The 21,279-nt window shown below is 34.6% G+C and carries 21 protein-coding genes; all 21 read left to right on the top strand.

Annotation, left to right across the window (positions count from 1 at the left end; translation table 11 throughout):
* Positions 1-614: 614 nt before the first annotated feature.
* The 21 genes from AC13FX_RS05635 to AC13FX_RS05735 all read left to right on the top strand — a co-directional run bounded on the left by AC13FX_RS05635 (position 615) and on the right by AC13FX_RS05735 (position 21,237).
* Positions 615-1,838: a Wzz/FepE/Etk N-terminal domain-containing protein gene (locus AC13FX_RS05635; RefSeq protein ID WP_482879536.1), complete on the top strand. Its 1,224-nt coding sequence runs from the start codon at positions 615-617 to the stop codon at positions 1,836-1,838.
* A gap of 94 nt (positions 1,839-1,932) precedes the next feature.
* On the top strand, positions 1,933-2,985 hold the full coding sequence (gene rfbB / locus AC13FX_RS05640) for a dTDP-glucose 4,6-dehydratase (protein ID WP_482879537.1): 1,053 nt from the start codon (positions 1,933-1,935) through the stop codon (positions 2,983-2,985).
* A gap of 32 nt (positions 2,986-3,017) precedes the next feature.
* On the top strand, positions 3,018-3,890 hold the full coding sequence (gene rfbA, locus AC13FX_RS05645; RefSeq protein ID WP_482880147.1) for a glucose-1-phosphate thymidylyltransferase RfbA: 873 nt from the start codon (positions 3,018-3,020) through the stop codon (positions 3,888-3,890).
* A gap of 12 nt (positions 3,891-3,902) precedes the next feature.
* Entirely contained in the window at positions 3,903-4,433 is a 531-nt protein-coding gene (gene rfbC, locus AC13FX_RS05650; RefSeq protein WP_482880148.1) for a dTDP-4-dehydrorhamnose 3,5-epimerase, read from the top strand.
* 1 nt (position 4,434) lies between these two features.
* Entirely contained in the window at positions 4,435-5,445 is a 1,011-nt protein-coding gene (pseB, locus tag AC13FX_RS05655) for a UDP-N-acetylglucosamine 4,6-dehydratase (inverting) (RefSeq protein ID WP_482879538.1), read from the top strand.
* A 3-nt stretch (positions 5,446-5,448) separates the two neighbouring features.
* Positions 5,449-6,651, top strand: coding sequence for a UDP-4-amino-4,6-dideoxy-N-acetyl-beta-L-altrosamine transaminase (gene pseC / locus AC13FX_RS05660; protein WP_482879539.1), 1,203 nt, complete (start codon positions 5,449-5,451; stop codon positions 6,649-6,651).
* The gene (gene pseF, locus AC13FX_RS05665; RefSeq protein ID WP_482879540.1) at positions 6,648-7,331 is read left to right on the top strand and encodes a pseudaminic acid cytidylyltransferase; all 684 of its coding nucleotides are present in this window, start codon (positions 6,648-6,650) and stop codon (positions 7,329-7,331) included. The genes pseC and pseF overlap by 4 nt, the downstream gene beginning before the upstream one ends.
* Positions 7,331-8,320: a UDP-2,4-diacetamido-2,4,6-trideoxy-beta-L-altropyranose hydrolase gene (pseG, locus tag AC13FX_RS05670; protein ID WP_482879541.1), complete on the top strand. Its 990-nt coding sequence runs from the start codon at positions 7,331-7,333 to the stop codon at positions 8,318-8,320. The genes pseF and pseG overlap by 1 nt, the downstream gene beginning before the upstream one ends.
* The gene (locus tag AC13FX_RS05675; RefSeq protein WP_482879542.1) at positions 8,314-8,949 is read left to right on the top strand and encodes a formyl transferase; all 636 of its coding nucleotides are present in this window, start codon (positions 8,314-8,316) and stop codon (positions 8,947-8,949) included. The genes pseG and AC13FX_RS05675 overlap by 7 nt, the downstream gene beginning before the upstream one ends.
* Positions 8,939-9,175, top strand: coding sequence for an acyl carrier protein (locus AC13FX_RS05680; RefSeq protein WP_482879544.1), 237 nt, complete (start codon positions 8,939-8,941; stop codon positions 9,173-9,175). The genes AC13FX_RS05675 and AC13FX_RS05680 overlap by 11 nt, the downstream gene beginning before the upstream one ends.
* A gap of 151 nt (positions 9,176-9,326) precedes the next feature.
* The gene (locus AC13FX_RS05685) at positions 9,327-10,376 is read left to right on the top strand and encodes a class I adenylate-forming enzyme family protein (protein WP_482879545.1); all 1,050 of its coding nucleotides are present in this window, start codon (positions 9,327-9,329) and stop codon (positions 10,374-10,376) included.
* The gene (locus tag AC13FX_RS05690) at positions 10,373-11,095 is read left to right on the top strand and encodes an SDR family oxidoreductase (protein ID WP_482879546.1); all 723 of its coding nucleotides are present in this window, start codon (positions 10,373-10,375) and stop codon (positions 11,093-11,095) included. Before AC13FX_RS05685 ends, AC13FX_RS05690 begins: the two co-directional genes overlap by 4 nt.
* Positions 11,096-11,098: 3 nt before the next feature.
* A complete protein-coding gene (locus AC13FX_RS05695; protein ID WP_482879547.1) occupies positions 11,099-12,049 on the top strand; it encodes a GNAT family N-acetyltransferase in 951 nt (316 codons plus the stop codon).
* A 19-nt stretch (positions 12,050-12,068) separates the two neighbouring features.
* Positions 12,069-13,112 (top strand): pseudaminic acid synthase, encoded by a 1,044-nt coding sequence (gene pseI, locus AC13FX_RS05700; RefSeq protein WP_482879548.1) that lies wholly within the window; start codon positions 12,069-12,071, stop codon positions 13,110-13,112.
* A 2-nt stretch (positions 13,113-13,114) separates the two neighbouring features.
* Positions 13,115-13,825: a PIG-L deacetylase family protein gene (locus AC13FX_RS05705; RefSeq protein WP_482879549.1), complete on the top strand. Its 711-nt coding sequence runs from the start codon at positions 13,115-13,117 to the stop codon at positions 13,823-13,825.
* Positions 13,826-13,831: 6 nt separating this feature from the next.
* Complete coding sequence (locus tag AC13FX_RS05710; protein ID WP_482879550.1) at positions 13,832-14,929, top strand: hypothetical protein; 1,098 nt, start codon at positions 13,832-13,834, stop codon at positions 14,927-14,929.
* Entirely contained in the window at positions 14,930-16,405 is a 1,476-nt protein-coding gene (locus AC13FX_RS05715; RefSeq protein WP_482879551.1) for a capsular polysaccharide export protein, LipB/KpsS family, read from the top strand.
* A complete protein-coding gene (locus tag AC13FX_RS05720; protein WP_482879553.1) occupies positions 16,405-17,895 on the top strand; it encodes a lipopolysaccharide biosynthesis protein in 1,491 nt (496 codons plus the stop codon). The genes AC13FX_RS05715 and AC13FX_RS05720 overlap by 1 nt, the downstream gene beginning before the upstream one ends.
* A gap of 22 nt (positions 17,896-17,917) precedes the next feature.
* A complete protein-coding gene (locus tag AC13FX_RS05725) occupies positions 17,918-18,976 on the top strand; it encodes an ATP-grasp domain-containing protein (protein ID WP_482879554.1) in 1,059 nt (352 codons plus the stop codon).
* 268 nt (positions 18,977-19,244) lie between these two features.
* Positions 19,245-20,270 (top strand): hypothetical protein, encoded by a 1,026-nt coding sequence (locus AC13FX_RS05730; RefSeq protein WP_482879555.1) that lies wholly within the window; start codon positions 19,245-19,247, stop codon positions 20,268-20,270.
* Complete coding sequence (locus AC13FX_RS05735) at positions 20,227-21,237, top strand: glycosyltransferase (protein WP_482879557.1); 1,011 nt, start codon at positions 20,227-20,229, stop codon at positions 21,235-21,237. The genes AC13FX_RS05730 and AC13FX_RS05735 overlap by 44 nt, the downstream gene beginning before the upstream one ends.
* Positions 21,238-21,279: the final 42 nt, after the last annotated feature.

Consider the following 21,279-nt stretch of genomic DNA (forward strand, 5'->3'; position numbering starts at 1 on the left):
AGCCTGGCGGAGGGTGTACGGGGCTGGATTAAGTTTACATCCCAAACAACCAAAACCCGGTCATTGCGAGGTGCTCGGGAGTCAATTCTCAATTTCGATGCCTTACAACGAAGCAATCTCCCTAAAGCGATCACCCAAATAATTCAGACAGATTGCCACGGTCTTTGCTTCGCTGAAGGCCTCGCAATGACGAGACTCAAAATTAGAATACTTCGAAATTCAATATTCCTTGTTGGATATTGGATATTCACTTCCCCCCTCTTTGTTTCTCCCCTTACACAGGGGAGAAGACGCTTTAACCGAGTGTTTTGGTAGGTAAAACAGCAGAGGCTTTGGTAAGTATCTCATTTTGAACCGGGATTTACAGGATTAGAAAATCAATTTATAGGATCCACTTCGAAATTCGGTGTTCCCTGTTCGTTATTCGAAATTCATTTTTCCCTCGGTCCACCGTCCACTAACAACTAAAACCTAAAACCTAACCACTAACCACTAACCACTAACCACTAAACACTAAACACTAAACACTAAACACTAAACACTAAAAAACCACCCTTTAAATCCATTCAATATCTTCGTATCATTAAAGCTTCACAAAAAACGTATCAGAAAACGTGAGCGAAGAGAATAAAAACAACGATCAGGGGCACAATTCGGATCAGCCCGGGAAGAAGAAAAAGAAGTCCGGTGGTGAAGATTTTCCATTGCAGGAATACCGCCTGGTACCCGTTGAGGAATGGGATGAGCGGGAAGGCGGCGAAAATGAAATTGACCTGATCGAACTGGCCAAATACATCTGGGATAACCGCTCCACCATTTACAAATTTACGGCCGTGGGAGTAGTACTCGGACTGGCCGTGGCTTTGCTCAGCCCTAAAGAATATAAAAGCGGGGCTACCCTGATGCCCGAAGTGCAAAGCACGGAAAGCGGGGCCAGCCGACTGTTGCAGCAGTATGGAGGATTGTTGGGTATGGGTGGAAGCGCTGATCTTGGAGGTGGAGGAATGATCCCTCCTCAGCTATACCCGCAGATGGTGCAAAGCCTGCCTTTTCAGCTGGAGTTATTGAATACGGAAATGGAATTTCCCCGTTTTGAGACCACCGCTACGGTTTACACTTTTTTTGATGAAGTGTATACCCCCTCTGTTCTTTCCTACGCCAAAGAATATACCATAGGCTTACCCGGAAAATTGATCGGGTTACTGAAAGAGGAGGAAGCGCACAGGCCGTTACCGATGGGTTTTGAAACCGATTCGGTGATCTCCGTGACCAAAGACCAAATGGAGATCATTGATAACATGAGGGAACGTGTTTCTGTATCTTTAAACGAAGAAACCGGGGTGATAAACCTGTCTGTCACCATGCCCGATCCTGAAGCAGCCGCCCAATTGGCTCAGAAAAGTATTGGCCTGATGCGGGAGTATGTGGTGAATTACCGAACCCGAAAGGCTGAAGAAGATCTGGTGTATGCCAGGGAACAAATGGAGGGAGCAAAAACAGAATTTGAAGCGACCCAGAATAAACTGGCTGAATTCAGAGACAGTAACGTAAATCTATCCTCTGCCCGGGCTCAGACACAATTACAACGACTACAATCTGAGTATGACCTGGCCTTTAATGTCTACAACTCCCTGGCCCAACAGGTGGAACAAGCCAAACTGAAAGTGCAGGAACAAACCCCGGTGGTGAGTGTTTTACAGCCGGTGCAGGTGCCGGTGGATGATGAGACGAGTGGACTAAGGATTTTAATCTTGTTTGTGATACTCAGTGGAATTGTGAGTATCGGTTGGATATTTATTAGACAGTTTTTGGAGTCGAATCCTTTTAGTAGAGAATGAGAAAAAAGTGTCTTTATTACGGGTTTCATCTGAGATTTTCTGAAACTAGGATACATTTAATATTTAAAAGTTTGAATTCAAAATTTTGCAAGTAATGAAGATAATAATAACAGGCGGTGCAGGATTTATAGGTTCAGCCCTAGTTCGAATGATTATAAATGAAACAGACCATGAAGTTTTAAACATTGATAAGCTTACCTATGCAGGTCACTTAGAATCTTTAGAACCTGTTTCAGACTCAGACCGATATCAATTTGAACAAGTGGATATTTGTGATGTTGAAACGATTAACCGAATTTTTGATAAATTTCAACCAGATGCCATTATACATCTTGCAGCTGAATCGCATGTGGATCGCTCAATAGACGGATCAGCAGAGTTTATTAAAACAAATGTAAATGGTACGCATACTTTACTAGAGGAAGCAAAGCATTATTGGCAAGGATTAGATGATGAGCAAAAAGATAATTTCCGTTTTCTGCATGTATCTACGGATGAGGTATATGGTGAATTAGGAGATGAAGGATTTTTTACTGAAGAGACTCCTTATGATCCCCGCTCACCTTATTCTTCAAGTAAGGCTTCCTCTGATCATTTAGTAAGAGCATGGTATCATACCTATGGATTGCCGACGATGATCACAAACTGTTCGAACAACTATGGACCGTATCAGTTTCCTGAGAAATTGATCCCGGTCGTCATTTTGAAAGCCTTACAGGGAAAAAATATTCCGGTATATGGAACCGGTAAAAATGTACGCGATTGGTTATATGTGGATGACCACGCACGTGCATTGCTCAAAGTTGCACAAGAAGGACTTCCAGGCGAAACCTACAACATCGGTGGGCACAACGAAAAACAAAACATTGAAGTGGTACACACCATTTGTGATACACTGAATGAATTAGTGCCAAAAGATGCCGGTGATAATTACAGAGATCAAATTTCTTTCGTCACCGACCGTCCCGGCCATGACTTCCGCTACGCTATTGATGCATCCAAAATTGAGCGTGAATTAGGATGGACACCTGAGGAGACTTTCGAAAGTGGTATGAAAAAAACCATTCAATGGTATCTCGATAATATCGATTGGTGCGAAGCTGTCACAGAAAACAACTACGATCTCGAAAGACTTGGTACAGCCTAAATAATTTAAAATTTAGAATTACTCAATTTAAAATTTCCATAATGAAAGGAATAATCCTTGCCGGTGGAGCAGGAACACGTTTACATCCAAATACATTGGTAGTTAGTAAGCAATTATTACCGGTGTACGACAAACCTATGATTTATTACCCGCTTTCTACTTTAATGCTTTCCGGTATTAACGAAATATTGGTGATCTCTACACCTGAAGACTTACCACGCTTTGAAGATTTATTAGGTGATGGCTCTCAATGGGGTATTGAGTTAAGCTATGCGAAACAACCTAAACCCGAAGGATTGGCTCAGGCTTTTATCATTGGAGAAGATTTTATTGATGATGACAATGTTGCCCTGATTTTAGGTGATAACATTTTTTATGGACAGGGTCTTTCTGAAAAACTTCAGAAAGCGGCTCAATTAGAATCCGGAGCAACGGTGTTTGGATACAACGTGCATGATCCGGAACGGTATGGCGTAGTTGAATTTGATAAAAATGGGAAAGTGCTAAGCCTCGAGGAAAAACCCAAACAACCAAAATCTAATTATGCCGTGGTTGGTTTATACTATTACGATAACCAAGTAGTAGAACGCGCAAAAAATTTAAAGCCATCTGCCAGAGGGGAGTTAGAGATAACGGATCTGAATAAGGTCTATTTAGAAAGTGAAGAGCTTACTGTAGAATTAATGGGGCGGGGAACAGCTTGGTTGGATACCGGAACCCATGATTCTATGCTTCAAGCTTCAAATTTTGTACAAACCGTAGAACAGCGACAGGGGTTAAAAATTGCCAGCCCGGAAGAAGTGGCTTGGCGCATGAATTATTTGGATGATTCTCAACTTAGAGATTTAGCGAAGCCATTGATAAAAAGTGGTTATGGTGAATATTTGCTAAATTTAATAAAGTAATAAATATAGATGCTGGAAGTAATTAAAGAACCTATACCGGGATTATTAATAATAAAGCCAAGAGTTTTTAAAGATGAACGTGGATTCTTTTTAGAGACCTGGCAAAAAGAACGATATAAAGACATCGGAATAAAAGAAGACTTTGTACAGGATAACTGGTCCCGTTCAACTAAAGGTGTGTTAAGGGGACTCCATTTCCAAAGAAAACATCCACAAGGGAAGTTAGTTAGCGTGCGTACCGGAAATGTATTTGATGTGGCTGTTGATATTCGGAAAGGTTCACCAACATTTGGCCAGTGGTATGGTGAAGAACTAAGTGAGGATAACAATCTTCAAATGTATGTTCCACCAGGGTTTGCTCATGGTTTTTGTGTAATTTCTGAAGTGGCCGATTTTACTTATAAATGTACGGATTATTATCATCCTGAAGATGAAGGTGGGATTAGGTTTGATGATCCAGAATTAGATATAGACTGGTTATTGGAAAAACCTATTGTTTCAGAAAAAGACATAAATTTACCATTTTTAAAAAATCACAGATAAAATGCTAAACGGAAAATCAATACTCATTACTGGTGGTACGGGCTCTTTGGGTAAAGCCTTAACTGAATATATTTTTAAAAATTATCCAGATGTGAAGAGATTAGTAATATTTTCTCGGGATGAACAGAAACAATTTCAAATGGGTCAAGAATATCCTCATGACAAATTTCCTCAAATACGATTTTTTATAGGGGATATAAGGGATGAAGACCGAGTAAAACGTGCTTTAAAAGGAATCGATTACGTAATTCATGCCGCAGCAATGAAGCATGTACCTATTGCAGAGTACAATCCCATGGAGTGTGTCAAAACAAATGTTTTGGGCGCTGAGAACTTGATCAATGCATGTCTTGAAACGGAAGTTGAAAGGGTTGTTGCTCTCTCCACAGATAAGGCAGCTGCTCCAATTAATCTGTATGGAGCCACTAAGCTTACGTCTGATAAGCTTTTTATAGCTGCTAATAATATTAGAGGCTGGAATCCTATTAAATTTTCTGTAGTACGTTATGGAAATGTAATGGGTTCTAATGGGTCTGTAATTCCTTTTTTCCTGGATAAAAGAAAGGAGGGAGTATTACCTATAACCGATCCGAATATGACACGTTTTAATATCTCTTTGCAAGGCGGGGTTAATATGGTAATGCATGCCTTGGAAGAGGCATGGGGAGGAGAATTGTATGTTCCAAAGATCCCTTCATATCGTATTATGGATGTTGCTGAGGCTATTGGACCGGAATGTGAAAAGCCAATAATAGGTATCAGGCCCGGGGAAAAAGTTCACGAGGAAATGATCACTGCTTCCGACTCCTTTAATACTTATGATCTAGGAAAGTATTTTGCAATACTTCCACAAGTTCCTCGCTTCAAGCTTGAAGATTTTATCGATCATCATAACGCTAAACCCGTTGAGAAGGGCTTTCGATACAATTCCGGAGAAAATGATGAATGGGAGACTGTTGAAAGTCTGAGAAAACTCATCAAAGAACATGTAGATCCAACATTTGAGGTTTAAAGGATGGAAGTAATACCTTACGGCCGCCAACATATTACGGATGAGGATATCCAAGCTGTAGTTGAAGCATTAAAATCAGACTATCTTACTCAGGGTCCTCGCATAGCCGAATTTGAAGAGGCGTTTGCTGATTACGTTGGTTCAAAATATGCCGTTGCTATTTCGAATGGAACGGCAGCCCTCCATTTATGTGCATTAGCTCTTAATGTACAAGAAGGAGATAAAGTCATTACGACACCTAATACTTTTGCAGCGTCTGCCAATTGTGTTCGATATTGTGGAGGGGAAGTAGTGTTTGCTGATATTGATCCAGAAACCTATCTGCTTGATATCAAAAAGGTAAGAGAACTGTTGGAATCTTCACCAAAAGGAACCTACAAAGGAATTATTCCGGTCGATTTTGCAGGCAGTGCCGTTGACCTTGAAGCTTATAGACAACTGGCAGATGAATATGATCTCTGGATCATTGAAGATGCCTGTCATGCTCCAGGCGGATTTTTTACTGATAGTAAAGGAACTAAACAGTTTTGTGGAAATGGAAATTTTGCTGACTTGGCCATTTTTTCTTTCCATCCGGTTAAGCATATAGCTTCCGGTGAAGGCGGAATGATCACTACCAACGACAAAGACCTCTACGAAAAACTCCTCAAATTCCGCACCCACGGTATCACCAAAAATGAAAACGAATATATAAACTCAGTTGAGTTTGCAGTAGGCTCCAAACAAAACTCAAAACTAAACACTCAAAAATACCCCGCCTGGTACATGGAAATGCAGGAGCTCGGATACAACTATCGGATTACCGATTTTCAGTGTGCTTTGGGTACCAGTCAGCTGAAAAGAGCGGACGAAGGAATTGAACGAAGAAGAGAAATTGCTAAAAAATATAAAGAAGCTTTTGAAGGAAAAGAGTTTATAAAAGGACAATCAGGTATTGTAGATGGACATGCCTATCACTTGTACGTGATTGAAGTAGTAGATCGTTTGGGACTGTATAATTATCTGAGAGAACAAAAAATCTATGCTCAGATCCATTACATTCCTTGTCATCTGATGCCTTATTACCGGGAGTTTGGATGGAAAGAAGGAGATATGCCGAATGCTGAAAACTATTATAAGTATTGTATTAGCCTGCCGATGTACCCGACATTGACTGATGATCAACAGTATCTTGTAATTAATAAGATCAATGAATATTACGAATGAACAATTTGGCAATTATACCGGCTCGAGGCGGAAGCAAGAGAATTCCCCGAAAGAACATCCGGGACTTTCTGGGAAAACCTATCATTGCCTATTCCATTGAGACGGCGTTGGAAAGTGGACTCTTTGAAGAAGTGATGGTTTCGACTGATGATGAAGAGATCGCTGAGGTCGCAAAGAAATACGGAGCAAAAGTTCCATTTATGAGATCTGAAGAAAATGCTGACGATTATGCGACTACTGTAGATGTATTAGTTGAAGTGTTACAAACTTATCAGCAACAAGAAAAGAAATTTGAAAATGGGTGTTGTCTCTACCCAACAGCGCCGTTGTTAAAGCCTTCTTTTTTAAAAAGTGGGTATGAGAAATTAATTAAAGAGAATTTCAGTATCGTATTTCCTGTGGTTGAGTTTTCATATCCGATACAGCGCTCCCTCAAGCTGAATGAAAAGGGAAAAGCAGAAATGTATTGGCCGGAACATCTGAATTCTCGTTCGCAAGACCTCTCGAAAGCTTACCATGATGCAGGTCAGTTTTATTGGTTCAATGTAGAAGAGCTTCTAAAAGAAGAAAAGCTTTTTGGGAATAATAGTGGGGCAATTGTATTGCCAAGCACCAACGTGCAAGATATTGACACTGAAGAAGATTGGAAGTTAGCAGAAATGAAAGCAAAGCTCTCATAATGAAACAAAAGGTCTACATACGAGCTGATGGAAGTTTTGATATCGGTTTAGGCCATATTGTTCGGTGTATGTCACTGGCTCATATGCTTAAGAATGATTTTACTATCCATTTCTTTTCTTTGGAAATTCCAGATTCTCTAAAAATTGAGATCAACCAAAATGGTTGGAATGTGACTTTTATTGAGAGAGAATCAGTTTTTTTAAATAAGCTTACCGGAAATGAGATCGTGGTATTGGATGGGTATCAATTTGACTCAGACTACCAGAAAGAGATAAAGAGTAAAGGATGTAAATTAGTTTGTATTGATGATTTTCATGATCAGCATTTCTATGCAGACTTAGTGATCAATCATGCGCCTGGAGTAGCTAAGGATGATTATGAGGGGGAGTCGTACACTAAATACTTATTGGGGCCTGATTATGCTTTGCTTCGGCCTGAGTTTCTCGAGAGTACCACCCAAGTAATAAAGAAATCGAATGACATAAAGAATGTATTCATTTGTTTTGGTGGCTCCGATCATAAGAACCTTACAGCTCAGGTTTTTTCATGGCTTCCTTCAAAAGGTTACTCGGTCACAGTGGTACTTGGTAATGCTTACCAACATCAAGATGCATTGAATAAAGTGATAGAGGAAAGACAGGATTTAGAAATTGTTGTAAAAAGTTCTTTATCTGCAAAAGAGATGAGACATGAGCTTGAAAAGGCAGACTTAGCCATAGTACCTGCAAGTGGTATCTTATTTGAAGTAATATCGATCGGTCTTCCTGTTATATCTGGATATTACACGGATAATCAAAAGGGTATCTATGAAGGATTCTTAGATAAAGGGGTATTTATAGATGCTAAATCTTTTTCGAAAGAAGCTTTTAATGAAGCTTTTAACAAACTAAAAATCCTTGATTTAGATGCTATTGTAAGCAAACAAAAACAACTTATTGATAGAAATATTAAAAATCGGGTAAGTAATAGATTGTTAGAATTATGCTAATTCAAATTTTAGTGGATAATATTAACTCTTGGATCATTCCCTATGCGAAAGAGCTTAGTGATCAGCTAGAGGATAAAGGTCATGAAGTATATTTGATACATAGCCATGATGATGTAAAAGAAGGTGATATATTATGTTTACTCTCATGTGAACAAATATTCAAGGAGTTACATCTTAACAAACATAACTTAGTTGTTCATGAAAGTGACCTTCCTGAGGGTAAAGGCTGGTCGCCGCTTACCTGGCAGATATTAGAGGGGAAAAATAGAATCCCTATAACTCTCTTTGAAGCTTCAAAAGAAGTAGATGCCGGAGATGTCTATGGAAAAGAACTTATTCAATTAGAGGGCCATGAATTGCTTGCTGAGATAAAGCATCAGCAAGGGTTAAAAACTAAAAAATTGATTATTGATTTTGTGGAAAAATATCCAAATGTAAAGGCTTCTCCACAAGAAGGCGAATCGACCTATTATCCGAAACGAAAGCCCAAAGATAGTGAGTTAGACATTGGTAAAAACATTAAAGACCAATTTGACTTATTAAGAGTATGTGATAACGAAAGGTATCCTGCTTTTTTTAAAATTGATGGATTTAAATATCATTTAAAAATTTACAAAGATGAAGAATAGAATTAACAACATTTTAACGGAAGTTATGAATGAAAGAGGAATTGAAACTGATGTTGAAATATCCGAAGAATCTCATTTAAGAGATGATTTAGGTCTGGACTCACTTGGATTAGCTTTACTCACTGTTCATATTGAAAATGAATTTGGAGTTGATGTATTTGAAGAAGGTATAGTTTCTACTGTAGGAGAAATTTATGATATAGTTATAAATAGCAATGATAATTGATAGCAATTTAGATAAAAGTCTCTCGTATAACGAAATCCTTAATAGAGTAAATAGGGATGGTTATTATTATGAAAGTTGGCTCTATGAGAACTTATATGAATATATCATAAACTTTATTAAAGCACTTTCAGGTAATGAGAATATAATCTTATTGGATAAAGATTTTTCAAAAAGTGAGCTAGAAAAACTTGGATTTTATGATCAAGTAGAAAAAAGGAAAGAGATTGCTAAAAATAATTTTGATGATATTGCTCAACTCTTTTCATCTGTCAGAAATTCAAAATCTAAAATTTATATTTATACCTCCGGTACAACAGGAGTGCCCAAAAAGGTTACTCATTCTGTGAATTCGTTGACTAGAATGACAAGGATTGGTGAAAAATATGACTCGGATGTTTGGGGATTAGCATATAATCCAACGCATATGGCAGGTTTGCAAGTCCTATTTCAGGCAGTACTAAATTCAAACACTATTGTTTATTTATTTGAAAAGCCAGTAAAAACTATAAATAAAGAAATTGAGAAATACGGTATTACTCATATTTCAGCTACTCCTACTTTTTATAGAATGTTGGTGTCTGATAGTGAGGGATTTGGTAATGTTAAAAGAGTAACGCTTGGAGGAGAAAAGTCGAATGATAAGTTATTAGCAAATTTGAGACGCACATTCCCAAATGCCAAAATTAATAATATTTACGCTTCTACAGAATTTGGCTCATTGTTTGTAACAGATGGTGATGTTTTTAGAGTTCCTGATAGTCTGAAAGACCAAGTTAAAATTATTGATAACGAACTTATTTTGGACAGTGCCTTATTACCAGATAAAAATTTACGGGAAGGTGAATGGTATCCTACAGGAGATATTGTAGAATTAATATCCTCAAAACCTCTTTTATTTAAATTCGTGAGCAGAAAAAGCACAAAAATAAATGTTGGGGGGTACATGGTAAATCCCACTGAGGTTGAAGATACAATAAGGCAAGTCAAAGGTATATTAGATACACGAGTATATAGCAGACAGAATTCAGTTTTGGGTAATATCCTTTGTGCTGAAATTGTATTAGAGGAAAATTCTACTCTAACAAAAAGCGATTTGAAGAAAATTTTAAACACTGAGCTGCAAGAATTTAAGATTCCTGCGGTCATTGAGTTTTCTGATGAAATTGAAAGAACAAGAACCGGTAAAATTAAAAGAATATGAATTTATTAATTACAGGTGTTTCAAAAGGATTAGGCTTGAAAATTTCTGAGATTGCAATAGCTAAAGGCCATAAAGTTTTTGGTATCAGTAGAAGCAAAACTGAAGATCTGGAGGATTTAATCAGTAAGTCAAATGGAGATTTAAGTTGGAAATCTATTGACTTGGCTGATAAAGGATTTAATGTCAAGAAAGATATATTTGATGAGTTTATTAGAAAGAACGAAATCCATGGTTTTATAAATAATGCAGCTTTAGCATATGATGATATAGTAACTAATGTTGATGAAGAGAGGTTGGCTAAAATGTATAAGGTGAATGTTTTTTCTCCAATGATGATCACGAAATATGTGATTCGTAATATGCTTCTTCATAAAGTTAAAGGAAGTATTGTGCATATTTCATCAATAAGCGTCCATACCGGGTATAAGGGACTTGCCATGTATGCATCTACAAAAGGCGCTCTAGAGGCTTTCTCCAAAAATACAGCAAGAGAATGGGGGGAAATGGGAGTTCGATCAAATTGTGTTGTAGCCGGATTTATGGAAACAGAAATGAGTAGTGGGCTATCGTCAGATCAAAAAAATAGAATTTATAAAAGAACCGCACTTAAGAAACCAACAACGTTAAAAAGTGTATCTGAAACTGTGCTGTATTTGTTATCAGATAAATCAGAATCCATAACAGGACAAAATATTTTTGTTGACTCAGGAACAATTTGAATTATGGGAATAAATATTAGACCGTACTCCACGGGTGATGCGGAACAAATTTTCAAGTTATTTCAAGAGCATACTAAATATAAAAGGGATGCGTCTTTCTGGGTATGGATGAATAGAATTCTTTCAAATTCTGTAGTATCAGTTGCAGAAGAGAAGGGTAATATTATTGGCCATTATGCAATTCTACCCAGAAGATGTGTATTAAATAAGGAATTGGAATTAAAAGCAGGTTTAGGAGTTCATGCATTTGTAGCACCCGATAGACGAAACGAGGCATCAATTTTTTCAATAAGCGGTTTAGCTTATAAGTTAGCAGAGGAGAGAGGAATAGATTTTGTATATGGTTTTCCCAATCAAAACTATAGATTAATCCAGGAAAAAATTGAAAAATGGAAACGAGTCTCTTTATTTAATGCACTCGTTAAAGATGCATCTAGCTTTCTATCAAACGATTATGAGTACAAATGGGAAAGTATCGAGCAACCTGGTTGGGACTTTTTATTTCTGTTAAATGAGTTGATAGAAAGTGAAAATATTTCTCACATTCATTTTAAACGAACTACTGATTATTGGAATAAAAGATATTTATCACACCCTCAAAAGCCATATGATGTATGGAAAGTAACCCAGTCAGAAAAAAAAGGAATTCTAGTTTTAAAGACTTTTGAGGAAGATACTATCACTAAACTCCATTTAATTGACTATGTAAAGGAACCTGAAATTGATTTAAATAAAGCAATAAATGACATAGCTAAATTGTATGAAGGTAAATTTGATAAATTAGTTTTTTGGCCATTTAACAAGTCAACATCAAAAGAACTGATAAATCTTGGGTTCAGCGAAAATGGGTTTGATACTTTTTTTGCTGTTAAAAAATTAAATCAAGAAGTGCCTGAATATTTATTTGATTTTGATAAATGGCATTTAGTTATGGGAGATTCAGATGCATTCTAATAATTTGAGTAAATTAAACATGAGAATTGGAAAAAAAATAATTAACGAAAATTCATCTGCATTTATAATTGCTGAGCTTTCTTGTAATCATCGACAAGACTATCAGATAGCTGTTGAAACAATTAAAGCAATGAAAGATGCTGGGGCAGATTGTGTAAAACTTCAAACAGCACGACCTGAGTCTATTACTATAGATTCAGATAAGGAAGATTTTATAATTAAAGGTGATACTCTTTGGGACGGTAAAACACTATACGAACTTTATAAAGAAACATATACCCCGTGGGAATGGCATAAACCTTTAAAAGAATTAACCGAATCATTGGGGATGGAATTCATGAGCTCTCCATTTGATTTAGAAGCTGTAGAATTTTTAGATGACCTTGGAGTACCGGCTTTTAAGATTGCGTCTTTTGAAATTACAGATATACCTCTCATTAAAGCTGTTGCACGTAAGAAAAAACCTATAATCATATCTACTGGTATAGCTACTGAGGTTGATATCCAAGAAGCAATAGATGCTTGTAAAAGCGTTGGTAATGAACAAATAGCACTTCTTAAATGTACATCTGCTTACCCAACTCCATTGGAAGAAGTCCATCTTAGAGGAATTCATACACTAAGAGACAAATTTAATTGTGTAGTAGGACTTTCAGACCATACAGAAGGAAGTTTAGTTCCGTTAGGAGCGACTGCTTTGGGAGGAAAAATAATCGAAAAACATTTCATTTTAGAACGTGATCTTGGAGGCCCCGACGCCTCTTTTTCGATGGAACCTCTGCAATTTAAGAATATGGTTCAAGAAGTAAGGAGCATGGAAAAGGCTTTGGGTAATGAAGAGTTGATTGTAAGCAAGAAAGTGGAAAAAAACCGCCAGTTTGCTAGATCATTATATATTGTAAAGGATATTAAAAGTGGAGAAAAGCTTACTTCAGAAAATGTTAGGTCCATAAGACCAGGTTATGGAATGAAACCAAAGAATTATGAAGATATTCTTGGAAAAACAGTTACAAGAAATTTAGAAAGGGGAACACCATTAACTTTTGAGGTTATTAAGGAATAAAAATGTTAGAATACCTGAAAAATAAAAAGATTATGGTTGTGGTTGCTCATCCGGATGATGAGTTACTTGGTCTTGGGGCAACCATGCATAAATTAATACAAGAGTATAACGTTCAAACTCATGTGGTCATACTTGGTGAAGGTATAACCTCCAGGGGAGATGAACGAGATCCGGAACAATGGGAGAAAGAGCTCAAAATTCATAAGCAGAATATAAAAGATGCTCAAGCTGTTATAGGGTATCACTCAGTGAGTACGTATGATTTTCCGGATAACCGATTTGATACGGTTGCCTTGTTGAACATTATTAAGGTCGTTGAGAAAGAAAAAGAACAATTTCAACCCGAAATAATTTTTACCCATCATGGCGGCGATCTCAACATCGATCATCAGCGAACATTTGAAGCAGTCATAACAGCAACTCGGCCTATGGCTGATGAGGTAGTAAAAACTATCATAACTTTTGAAACTCCATCCGGTACTGAATGGCAAGCATCCAGTGATCCAAAACGGTTTGTGCCTAATTTATTTATAGAAGTTTCTGAAGAAGATGTTGAAGCAAAAATAGAGGGAATGGAAAGTTATGAATTTGAAAAAAGGGAGTGGCCGCATCCGAGGTCCGCAAAAGCCCTGAAAATCACTTGTACAGAAAGAGGAATTAGGATCGGGAAAGAATCTGTTGAGTGCTTTCAAATAATTAGATCGATCAATTAAGCATAAATGAAATACCTGCTAAATATTCTAATATTGGTAGTATTAAGTTTAAGTTTTTTTGGGTGTGATATGCTTAATGATGATAGCAGAATTGAACATCCATTTGAACTCAAAATTTCAAACCATGAATTTCCACTTAATTTAAAATTAGAAAATGATTGGGAAGAAAAAGGTCTCGGTTATATTAATGTAATTCAAACAGATACATTATGGCATATGTGGTACGAATCATTAGGAAGAAAATCCGCTACATTTGGCAAGGTGGATTACAATAGTTACTTCAATTATGCATACTCTCATAATGGCACTAATTGGATTAAACCAAGTATGGGAATTATTGAATATGATGGTAATACTAATAATAACATACTTATAAGTAATAAGGGAATGCCAAACAAAGGTATACATGGTATGACTGTCTTTTTAGACCCCAATTCGAGTAAAGATTCAGGGCCTTATAAAATAGTTTACGCACGATGGATAGATAGTTTATCAACTAATTGGATTTATGGAATGACGTCCAAAGATGGCATAGAATGGAAAAATGAAAGACTTTTAAAACGTCATTATTCTGACACACAAACAGTTGCATACTATTATAACGGATACTATAAATTATTTTATAGGTATTGGAGTGGAGAAAAGCATAGTGAAGGATACAGACAAATTGGAGTTTCAGAATCTCAAAACTTTGATGAGTCATTAGGCCTTGATTATGGAGAAATTAGTTTCTCAAATTTAGACGCATCTAATATTCATTTATATAATAATGCTACCAGGGTAATTGATGACAGGTACGAATTTATGTTTCCAAGTGTTTATAATCCTTCAAATGACCAAATGCAACTTAGGGTTGCGTATAGGATGTTAGGCAATAAAAGAAAAACAACATTTACATTTTATAAGTTTGATCAGGAATTATTTAAGGGGCTTCCAAAATTTCGGGGCCTATATATTGCACCACAAGCAATTAAAATATCTAGAAATAACTACTTGATTTATTATAGTTACAAAGAAGAGGGCCATCTCTCATGGCAAAGTGAAAGCATTAATTTTGCTGGAAAGGTTGGGCGCTTTCAGTTAGAAATTATTACAAACCAATAGATGAAGAATTTACTTTTTTGTTGTTGTATAGCAGATCCATGGAAAGAAGTAGCTCTAAAACTTCAAAAATCTAAAAAGTATAAACCAGTTTATTGGATAGGATGGCCAGAAGATTCTGAAAGTAAAATAAAAGATGAGTTTCCTGATTGCATTTATCATGATATCAATCATGCTTGGAAAGGTATTTTTCCAAAAGGGTTAACGGATATAACATTTTCTCAGTTGGATGGATTCGAGTTGTCAGATCTAAGTGGAGAAGAACTAATGGCCATCAAAATGATGGATCGTTTAGATCCAGATCAAAAGTCATTCAATTTTAATGAGAGAAAAGACTTTTTCAGGTACCTATTAAGGGCTTGGTTAAATATTCTTAAGGAACAAGAAATTAACCTAATTATAGCACCAAGTATTCCACATAGGGTATTTGATTATGCATTATATCTAGCAGCTAATATTTTGGATATCAAATTTTTAACATTTAAAATGACCGCTTGGCCTGGATATAACCTACCGTTCTTTGATGTTGATAATTTGCCCCCACTGGAACATGATGCTGACTCTGAAATAGATGACAATATTCTGAAATATTTTGATAAAGTGAATTCAACTTATCAAAAAGCAGAGCCTGAATACATGAAGAAACAGGCAAATGAAGCCAGCAAAAGTTTTTTTAAAAGAATCCAGAACTATTTTTTAAAGTATAAAATTTATGCGATTCCCAAGTTGTTCAAACCATCTAAAATCTACTGGAAGAAAAAAAGAAGAAGCCTAAAAGATTCTAATTATCTAAAAGCTGAGTATTTTTTTGAGTTTATTAAAGGTTATCGGTTTAAAAAAAAGCTTAAAAAAAAATATGAAAGCATGTGTGATACATATGAAAAAGACAGGGAATACATCTTTGTCGCTTTACATTATCAACCTGAAGAGACAAGCTGCCCAAGCGGTAAAATTTATGTTGATCAGGCCTTGATGGTTGAAGCTTTATCAAAGTACCTGCCTAATACCATAAGTATCTACGTGAAAGAGCACCCTTCTCAGTTTAATCCTAAAATGGAAGGACAAACAGGAAGAAATTCAGATTTTTACCAAGTAATAAAAAAAATAGATCGTGTGAAGTTGATTTCTACTAAAATCAACTCATTTACACTTATTGACAATTCTTTGGCTGTTGTTACATTGACTGGTACAGTAGGAGTAGAGGCACTGATTAGAAAAAAATGTGCTGTTGTATTTGGCACCTCATGGTATGAAAGCTTACCTGGTGTTTTAAAAATAACTAATAGGCAAGACCTAGAAAACTTATTTCAGAATATTAATATGCAGAATCATGATCAATATGAATTGTTGAAGGGGCTATCTAATATCCGAAAGAATACAGTTAATGCATATCATTATAAAGGGGTAAAAGAAAATACAGATATTACAAAAGATGAATCAGTTGAAAACCTAACCAAGTATATTTTGAGTATAGGATAATGACCTCTATAGAGTCTAAGATCACAAAAAGTGTATCTTATCAACTGTTGAACTTGTTTGTAAGTGGATTAGCCGGGATATTTTTTATTCCATTTATTATAAGTGGTCTTGGCAAAGAACAGTATGGATTATTTGAAATAGTATTTTCTCTTAATATCATAAATAGTGTGCTGGATATTGGTATTGGGTCAACAATAACAAACTATACAAAAAGATATTTTGATTTAGAGGGTGGAAAATTTTCAGAATTCTTTTGGACTTTTTTTTGGTTCAAAATATTCCTTTCTATTATTGGGTTTATCATCTGTGTACTTGTCGCTTTTAATGTAGAAACCATATTCCATAAAGTAACTGTAGACAACTTACATATTTTAAAAAAAGCTATACTTTGGTTTGGTGTTGGGGTACTTATTCAAAATTTAAATTCATTTATAGATGCAGTTGTTAATGGATTTGTAAGATTTGATATGACTTCTTTTGCTAGCATCTGTTCAAAAATATTTTATGTCACAGCTTTTTTTGTTTGGTTTTATTTAGGCAATTTATCTATTGTAGAATTTTCAATTCTTACCTTTGTATTTGTACCATTTATAAAGTTGTTGACTCAACTGATACAGGTTATGTTTTACATCCCGGAGATTATTTCTATCCCAAAAAAGCCTAAAATATATTATATAAAAGAGACATTTAATTACCTAGGTGGTATTTCTTTTGTAACTGTATCGGCACAAATATTTAACCATGGAACTCAAACGATTCTTTCTGTAATAGCTTCTCCAACTGTAGTTGGTGAGTTTGGGATAATGCAGCGTATTCTTAGACTTGTAAAACAAATTTCAGATATGTTAATTAGGCCAATTTTACCCGCGGCACATGAATTAAAAAGGAAATATTCTATAAAGAAAATAATTGAAAAGGGGACCAATATTCATTCAATAATAGTGACTGGCTTGGTATTTATTATCTTAGTAAATGGGGAAGTTTTATCACAATATTATCTGCAATCAGAGTATCAAAATTTTGCATTACACCTCACAATTTTAGGAGTGCAGTTGATATTACCAAGCTTTGCAATAATGCTAATGCTGTACTATAATGAAGGAAATTCTAAGATGAGTGTTCAGTTTAATTTGGCGAACACAACGCTATCTATACTATTAGCATTTTTAGGTATAAAATATTTTGGTTTCATTGGGTTCATAAGTGGCTTAACGCTTGGCTACTCATTCTGTACAATAATCCAATTGTTTAGATACCTGAAATATTACAATGTCTCTAATAAAGATTTCTTCAAGATTTATTTAAGTAGATATATTACGGTTGGTTTGGGACTCATAATATTTTTTATTATCAGGAATTTATTTGGAATCACCCTTAAAGGAATTGTTTTATGGAATCTACTGATAGTGATTATTTTTGGAATGTATGGCTGGATAGGAATTAGCAAAGGTATGAAGCATAGCATTCTGGAAAGTTTTAACAGGAATTAGATTACGACAAATATTTGGATAAATGATATTACTCTATAAGTCGAACATTTGGGAAACACCAAAATACAATGATTATTACAAATCAATATTAGACTTTAATGATATACCATATGAAGAATCTAATTTAAGTGATCCTGATTTTTGGAGTAAAGTAAAAAAATGTGATTACTTCATATATAGGTACGTTAATACTGAATACCAAATACAGGAAGCAGAATCAGTTCTTCCAGTAATTGAAAATATATTAGATAAAAAAGTCTTTCCTAATTCAAATGCCAGGTGGCATTATGATGATAAAATAAAACAGTTTTACTTGCTGAGATCTAAAAATTTTCCAATCATTAATACACATGTATTTTGGGATTATAATAAAGCAATTGAATGGGTTAATAAGACCGATCTACCCAAGATATTTAAACTAAAAAGCGGAGCTGGTTCATCGAACGTAATAAAGATAGAAAAGATAAGTCAAGCAAAAAAAGTTGTGAAAGCCATGTTTCGAAAAGGAGTATTGGATGGCAAAATTCCTCTTGGTAATAATCTTACTTATAAAAACATTAGATCATTCGTAAAATCCATTTTCTATGATACCTATTCAGAAAAAAAATATGGCATTAGAAAGCTATTTTGGAAAAAACACATGAATTATTGTTTATTTCAGGAGTATTTACCTGATAATAATTTTGATACAAGGATAACCGTGATTGGGGGGCATGCTTATGCTTTTTTAAGGTATAATAGAGATAATGACTTCAGAGCTTCAGGTAGTGGGAAAATTGAATTTGATCAGGATAAAATTGATTTAAAGGCAATAAAATTAGCTTTTGAAATATCAGATGAGCTAGGATTTGATTCTATGGCATACGATTTTCTTTATGACGAAAATGATGAGCTTAAACTCTGTGAAATAAGTTATACTTATTTGGATGAGCCTCTTTATTCTTGTCCTGGCGTTTATGACCGTGATTTAAATTTTATTGAAGGCAATTTTATACCGGGGTTTTTCCATTTAAAGAACCTGCTCAATAATCCAGATTTAAAACATCCAGAAATAGACCTTAAAGAACTTGCAAATTTATAATACAAATTTATTTATATTTTTATTTATAGGTTTATTTATTCACTCCTCGATAGGTTCATATTTTTGGGGTATAATAGGATTTAATGTTCCAGGAATTGATTATATACTTCTGTCGGTTTTTGTTTTTGTTTCCTCTCTACTGTTTTCTGTAAAACAAATAAACATTTCAAAAAAGTACACCTTTCTTTTCGGGATATTTATACTGTTAAACCTATTAAACATGTTTATTTCGGACTATGTTGAGAGTTATATACTTTACATAATTGGGTTGAGTATTACAATATTACCAATTTTATTATTTATATTTACAAGTAATATTTATTTAAATAATAAAAAACTCAATAGGTTGATTTCATTATTGTATTGGTTTTGTAATTCAATAATAATTATATCAATTTTAGAGTCAATTATTAATGGTAGAGCAAATATATTTTATTCTACACACCTTTTAAAAACCCCAGCGTTTTTGGGTACTTTATGCGTAATAAATGTGTCTATTAGCCTCTATTTATTTAAACGTAGACCTCAATTAATCTATATTGTTAATATTGGGATTTTATCAGTTTTTGTTATTTACTCTTCGATTCTTAAATCGCTTTTATCCTTAGCTGCAGTTATTGGTATTTTTTTATTTCTATATTACAATCGAGCAAAGTTTATAACTACTTTAGCCATGTTTGTTTTAGGTATATCAATAATGACATTCTCTATTGATTCTGTTAATTATAAAATAAAGAGATACATTAACTTATATGTTATGTCGAGTGAGGCGGATACTATACCAAGAAACTTACTATATTTAACTTCATTTTCAATTGCTTCTGACAATTTTCCTTTTGGATCTGGACAATCAACTTTTGGTAGTTACCCGGTTAGAATAAATTATAGTGATGTTTATAAAGACTACAATTTATCTAACGTTTATGGTTTAACTGAGAATTCAATCAAAGGGAAAAAAGGTCAACCAAATTTTTTATTTGACACATATTGGTCTTCAATAATTGGTGAGAATGGATTTATTGCAGCTTTAATCTTTTTAATTCTCTATTTTTATCCATTAAAGTTAATATATGACTTGAAGTCTTTAGAATTAAAAAAACGCAAAATATATTTATTTCTAAGTAGCACAATAATTATTTTGTTATTCATTGAAAGTATGGTTCTATCTATTTTAGGGCAACTTACTTTTATTCTATTCTACTCGGCCCTCGTCGGGCTATTGTACAGAAATTTGAAATATAATCATGTCTATGAAAGTTCTGTGGGTTACAAATGGTTACCCTACAAAAAATAATCCTGAATACTGTGTCTTTACTAAAGATCAAATAGCAGGGGTTAAAAAAGAAGGTGTTGATGGAACGATAATATTTATTAATGCAAGAGAAAAAGGAAGAAATGAATACTTTAAAGCTATTGGTAAGATAAGGAAAGAAGTTAGTGACGGAAATTATGACCTAATACACTGTTTTCATGGTTTAACTTACTTGCTAGTTAGCACATTTCATTCAGGAGTTCCAATACTGGTCTCTTTTTTGAATTCAATTGATAATGAATATGCTGATAATGGTAAAATTCTGAGTTCACTTTTTAAGATAATATCAGTTAATCGATTGTTGAAAAGCCGTACTGGAGTTATTTTGAAAGACAAAATTCCAAACGAGTTTCAAGAGCGCAATAACACATTTCACTTACCAAATGGAGTAGATCTTGAAACTTTTTATCCTATGAATAAGATAGAGGCAAAAAGCCAGTTAGGTCTTGATTTACATAAAAAGTACATTCTTTTTGTAAGCTCTAAATCAATCAAAAGACCTCAGAAAAGATACGATATCTATAAATCTACAGTAAATTTACTAAAAGAAAAGTATGATCTTAAAATGGTAGAGGAACTAACTATTTCTAATCTACCAAGAGAAAAACTAATATATTATTATAACTCAGCTGATATACATTTAATGACTTCAGATTTTGAAGGGTCTCCTAACTCGGTAAAAGAAGCATTAGCTTGCTCAACTCCTGTAGTGTCTACGGATGTAGGAAATGTACGAGAGATGATTGAAGGGATCCCTGGATGCAAAGTGAGTAAAACAAATACCCCGGAAGAACTAGCACTTCATGTTTATAATTCTTTGAAAATGAACAACATTGAGACTAGGAACTTTATTAAAAACAAACGTCTTGATATTAACTCAAAAAGTAAAGATTTATATAAAATATATTGCCAATTAATCGAGGACTATAATATTTACGCTAATGGATAAAGTTGTTTCAATTATATGTTTAAATAATAAATTATTAAATTT

It is taken from the genome of Gracilimonas sp. B-17 (assembly GCF_056857935.1).

Bases quoted from the DNA above. Each gene is read 5' to 3' on its own strand.
- rfbB (WP_482879537.1), top strand. From the start codon at position 1,933: ATGAAGATAATAATAACAGGCGGTGCAGGATTTATAGGTTCAGCCCTA.
- AC13FX_RS05720 (WP_482879553.1), top strand. From the start codon at position 16,405: ATGACCTCTATAGAGTCTAAGATCACAAAAAGTGTATCTTATCAACTG.
- pseF (WP_482879540.1), top strand. From the start codon at position 6,648: ATGAACAATTTGGCAATTATACCGGCTCGAGGCGGAAGCAAGAGAATT.
- AC13FX_RS05710 (WP_482879550.1), top strand. From the start codon at position 13,832: ATGAAATACCTGCTAAATATTCTAATATTGGTAGTATTAAGTTTAAGT.
- AC13FX_RS05705 (WP_482879549.1), top strand. From the start codon at position 13,115: ATGTTAGAATACCTGAAAAATAAAAAGATTATGGTTGTGGTTGCTCAT.
- AC13FX_RS05675 (WP_482879542.1), top strand. From the start codon at position 8,314: ATGCTAATTCAAATTTTAGTGGATAATATTAACTCTTGGATCATTCCC.
- pseC (WP_482879539.1), top strand. From the start codon at position 5,449: ATGGAAGTAATACCTTACGGCCGCCAACATATTACGGATGAGGATATC.
- AC13FX_RS05695 (WP_482879547.1), top strand. From the start codon at position 11,099: ATGGGAATAAATATTAGACCGTACTCCACGGGTGATGCGGAACAAATT.
- pseG (WP_482879541.1), top strand. From the start codon at position 7,331: ATGAAACAAAAGGTCTACATACGAGCTGATGGAAGTTTTGATATCGGT.
- AC13FX_RS05715 (WP_482879551.1), top strand. From the start codon at position 14,930: ATGAAGAATTTACTTTTTTGTTGTTGTATAGCAGATCCATGGAAAGAA.
- AC13FX_RS05680 (WP_482879544.1), top strand. From the start codon at position 8,939: ATGAAGAATAGAATTAACAACATTTTAACGGAAGTTATGAATGAAAGA.
- pseB (WP_482879538.1), top strand. From the start codon at position 4,435: ATGCTAAACGGAAAATCAATACTCATTACTGGTGGTACGGGCTCTTTG.
- AC13FX_RS05725 (WP_482879554.1), top strand. From the start codon at position 17,918: ATGATATTACTCTATAAGTCGAACATTTGGGAAACACCAAAATACAAT.
- pseI (WP_482879548.1), top strand. From the start codon at position 12,069: ATGAGAATTGGAAAAAAAATAATTAACGAAAATTCATCTGCATTTATA.
- AC13FX_RS05690 (WP_482879546.1), top strand. From the start codon at position 10,373: ATGAATTTATTAATTACAGGTGTTTCAAAAGGATTAGGCTTGAAAATT.
- AC13FX_RS05735 (WP_482879557.1), top strand. From the start codon at position 20,227: ATGAAAGTTCTGTGGGTTACAAATGGTTACCCTACAAAAAATAATCCT.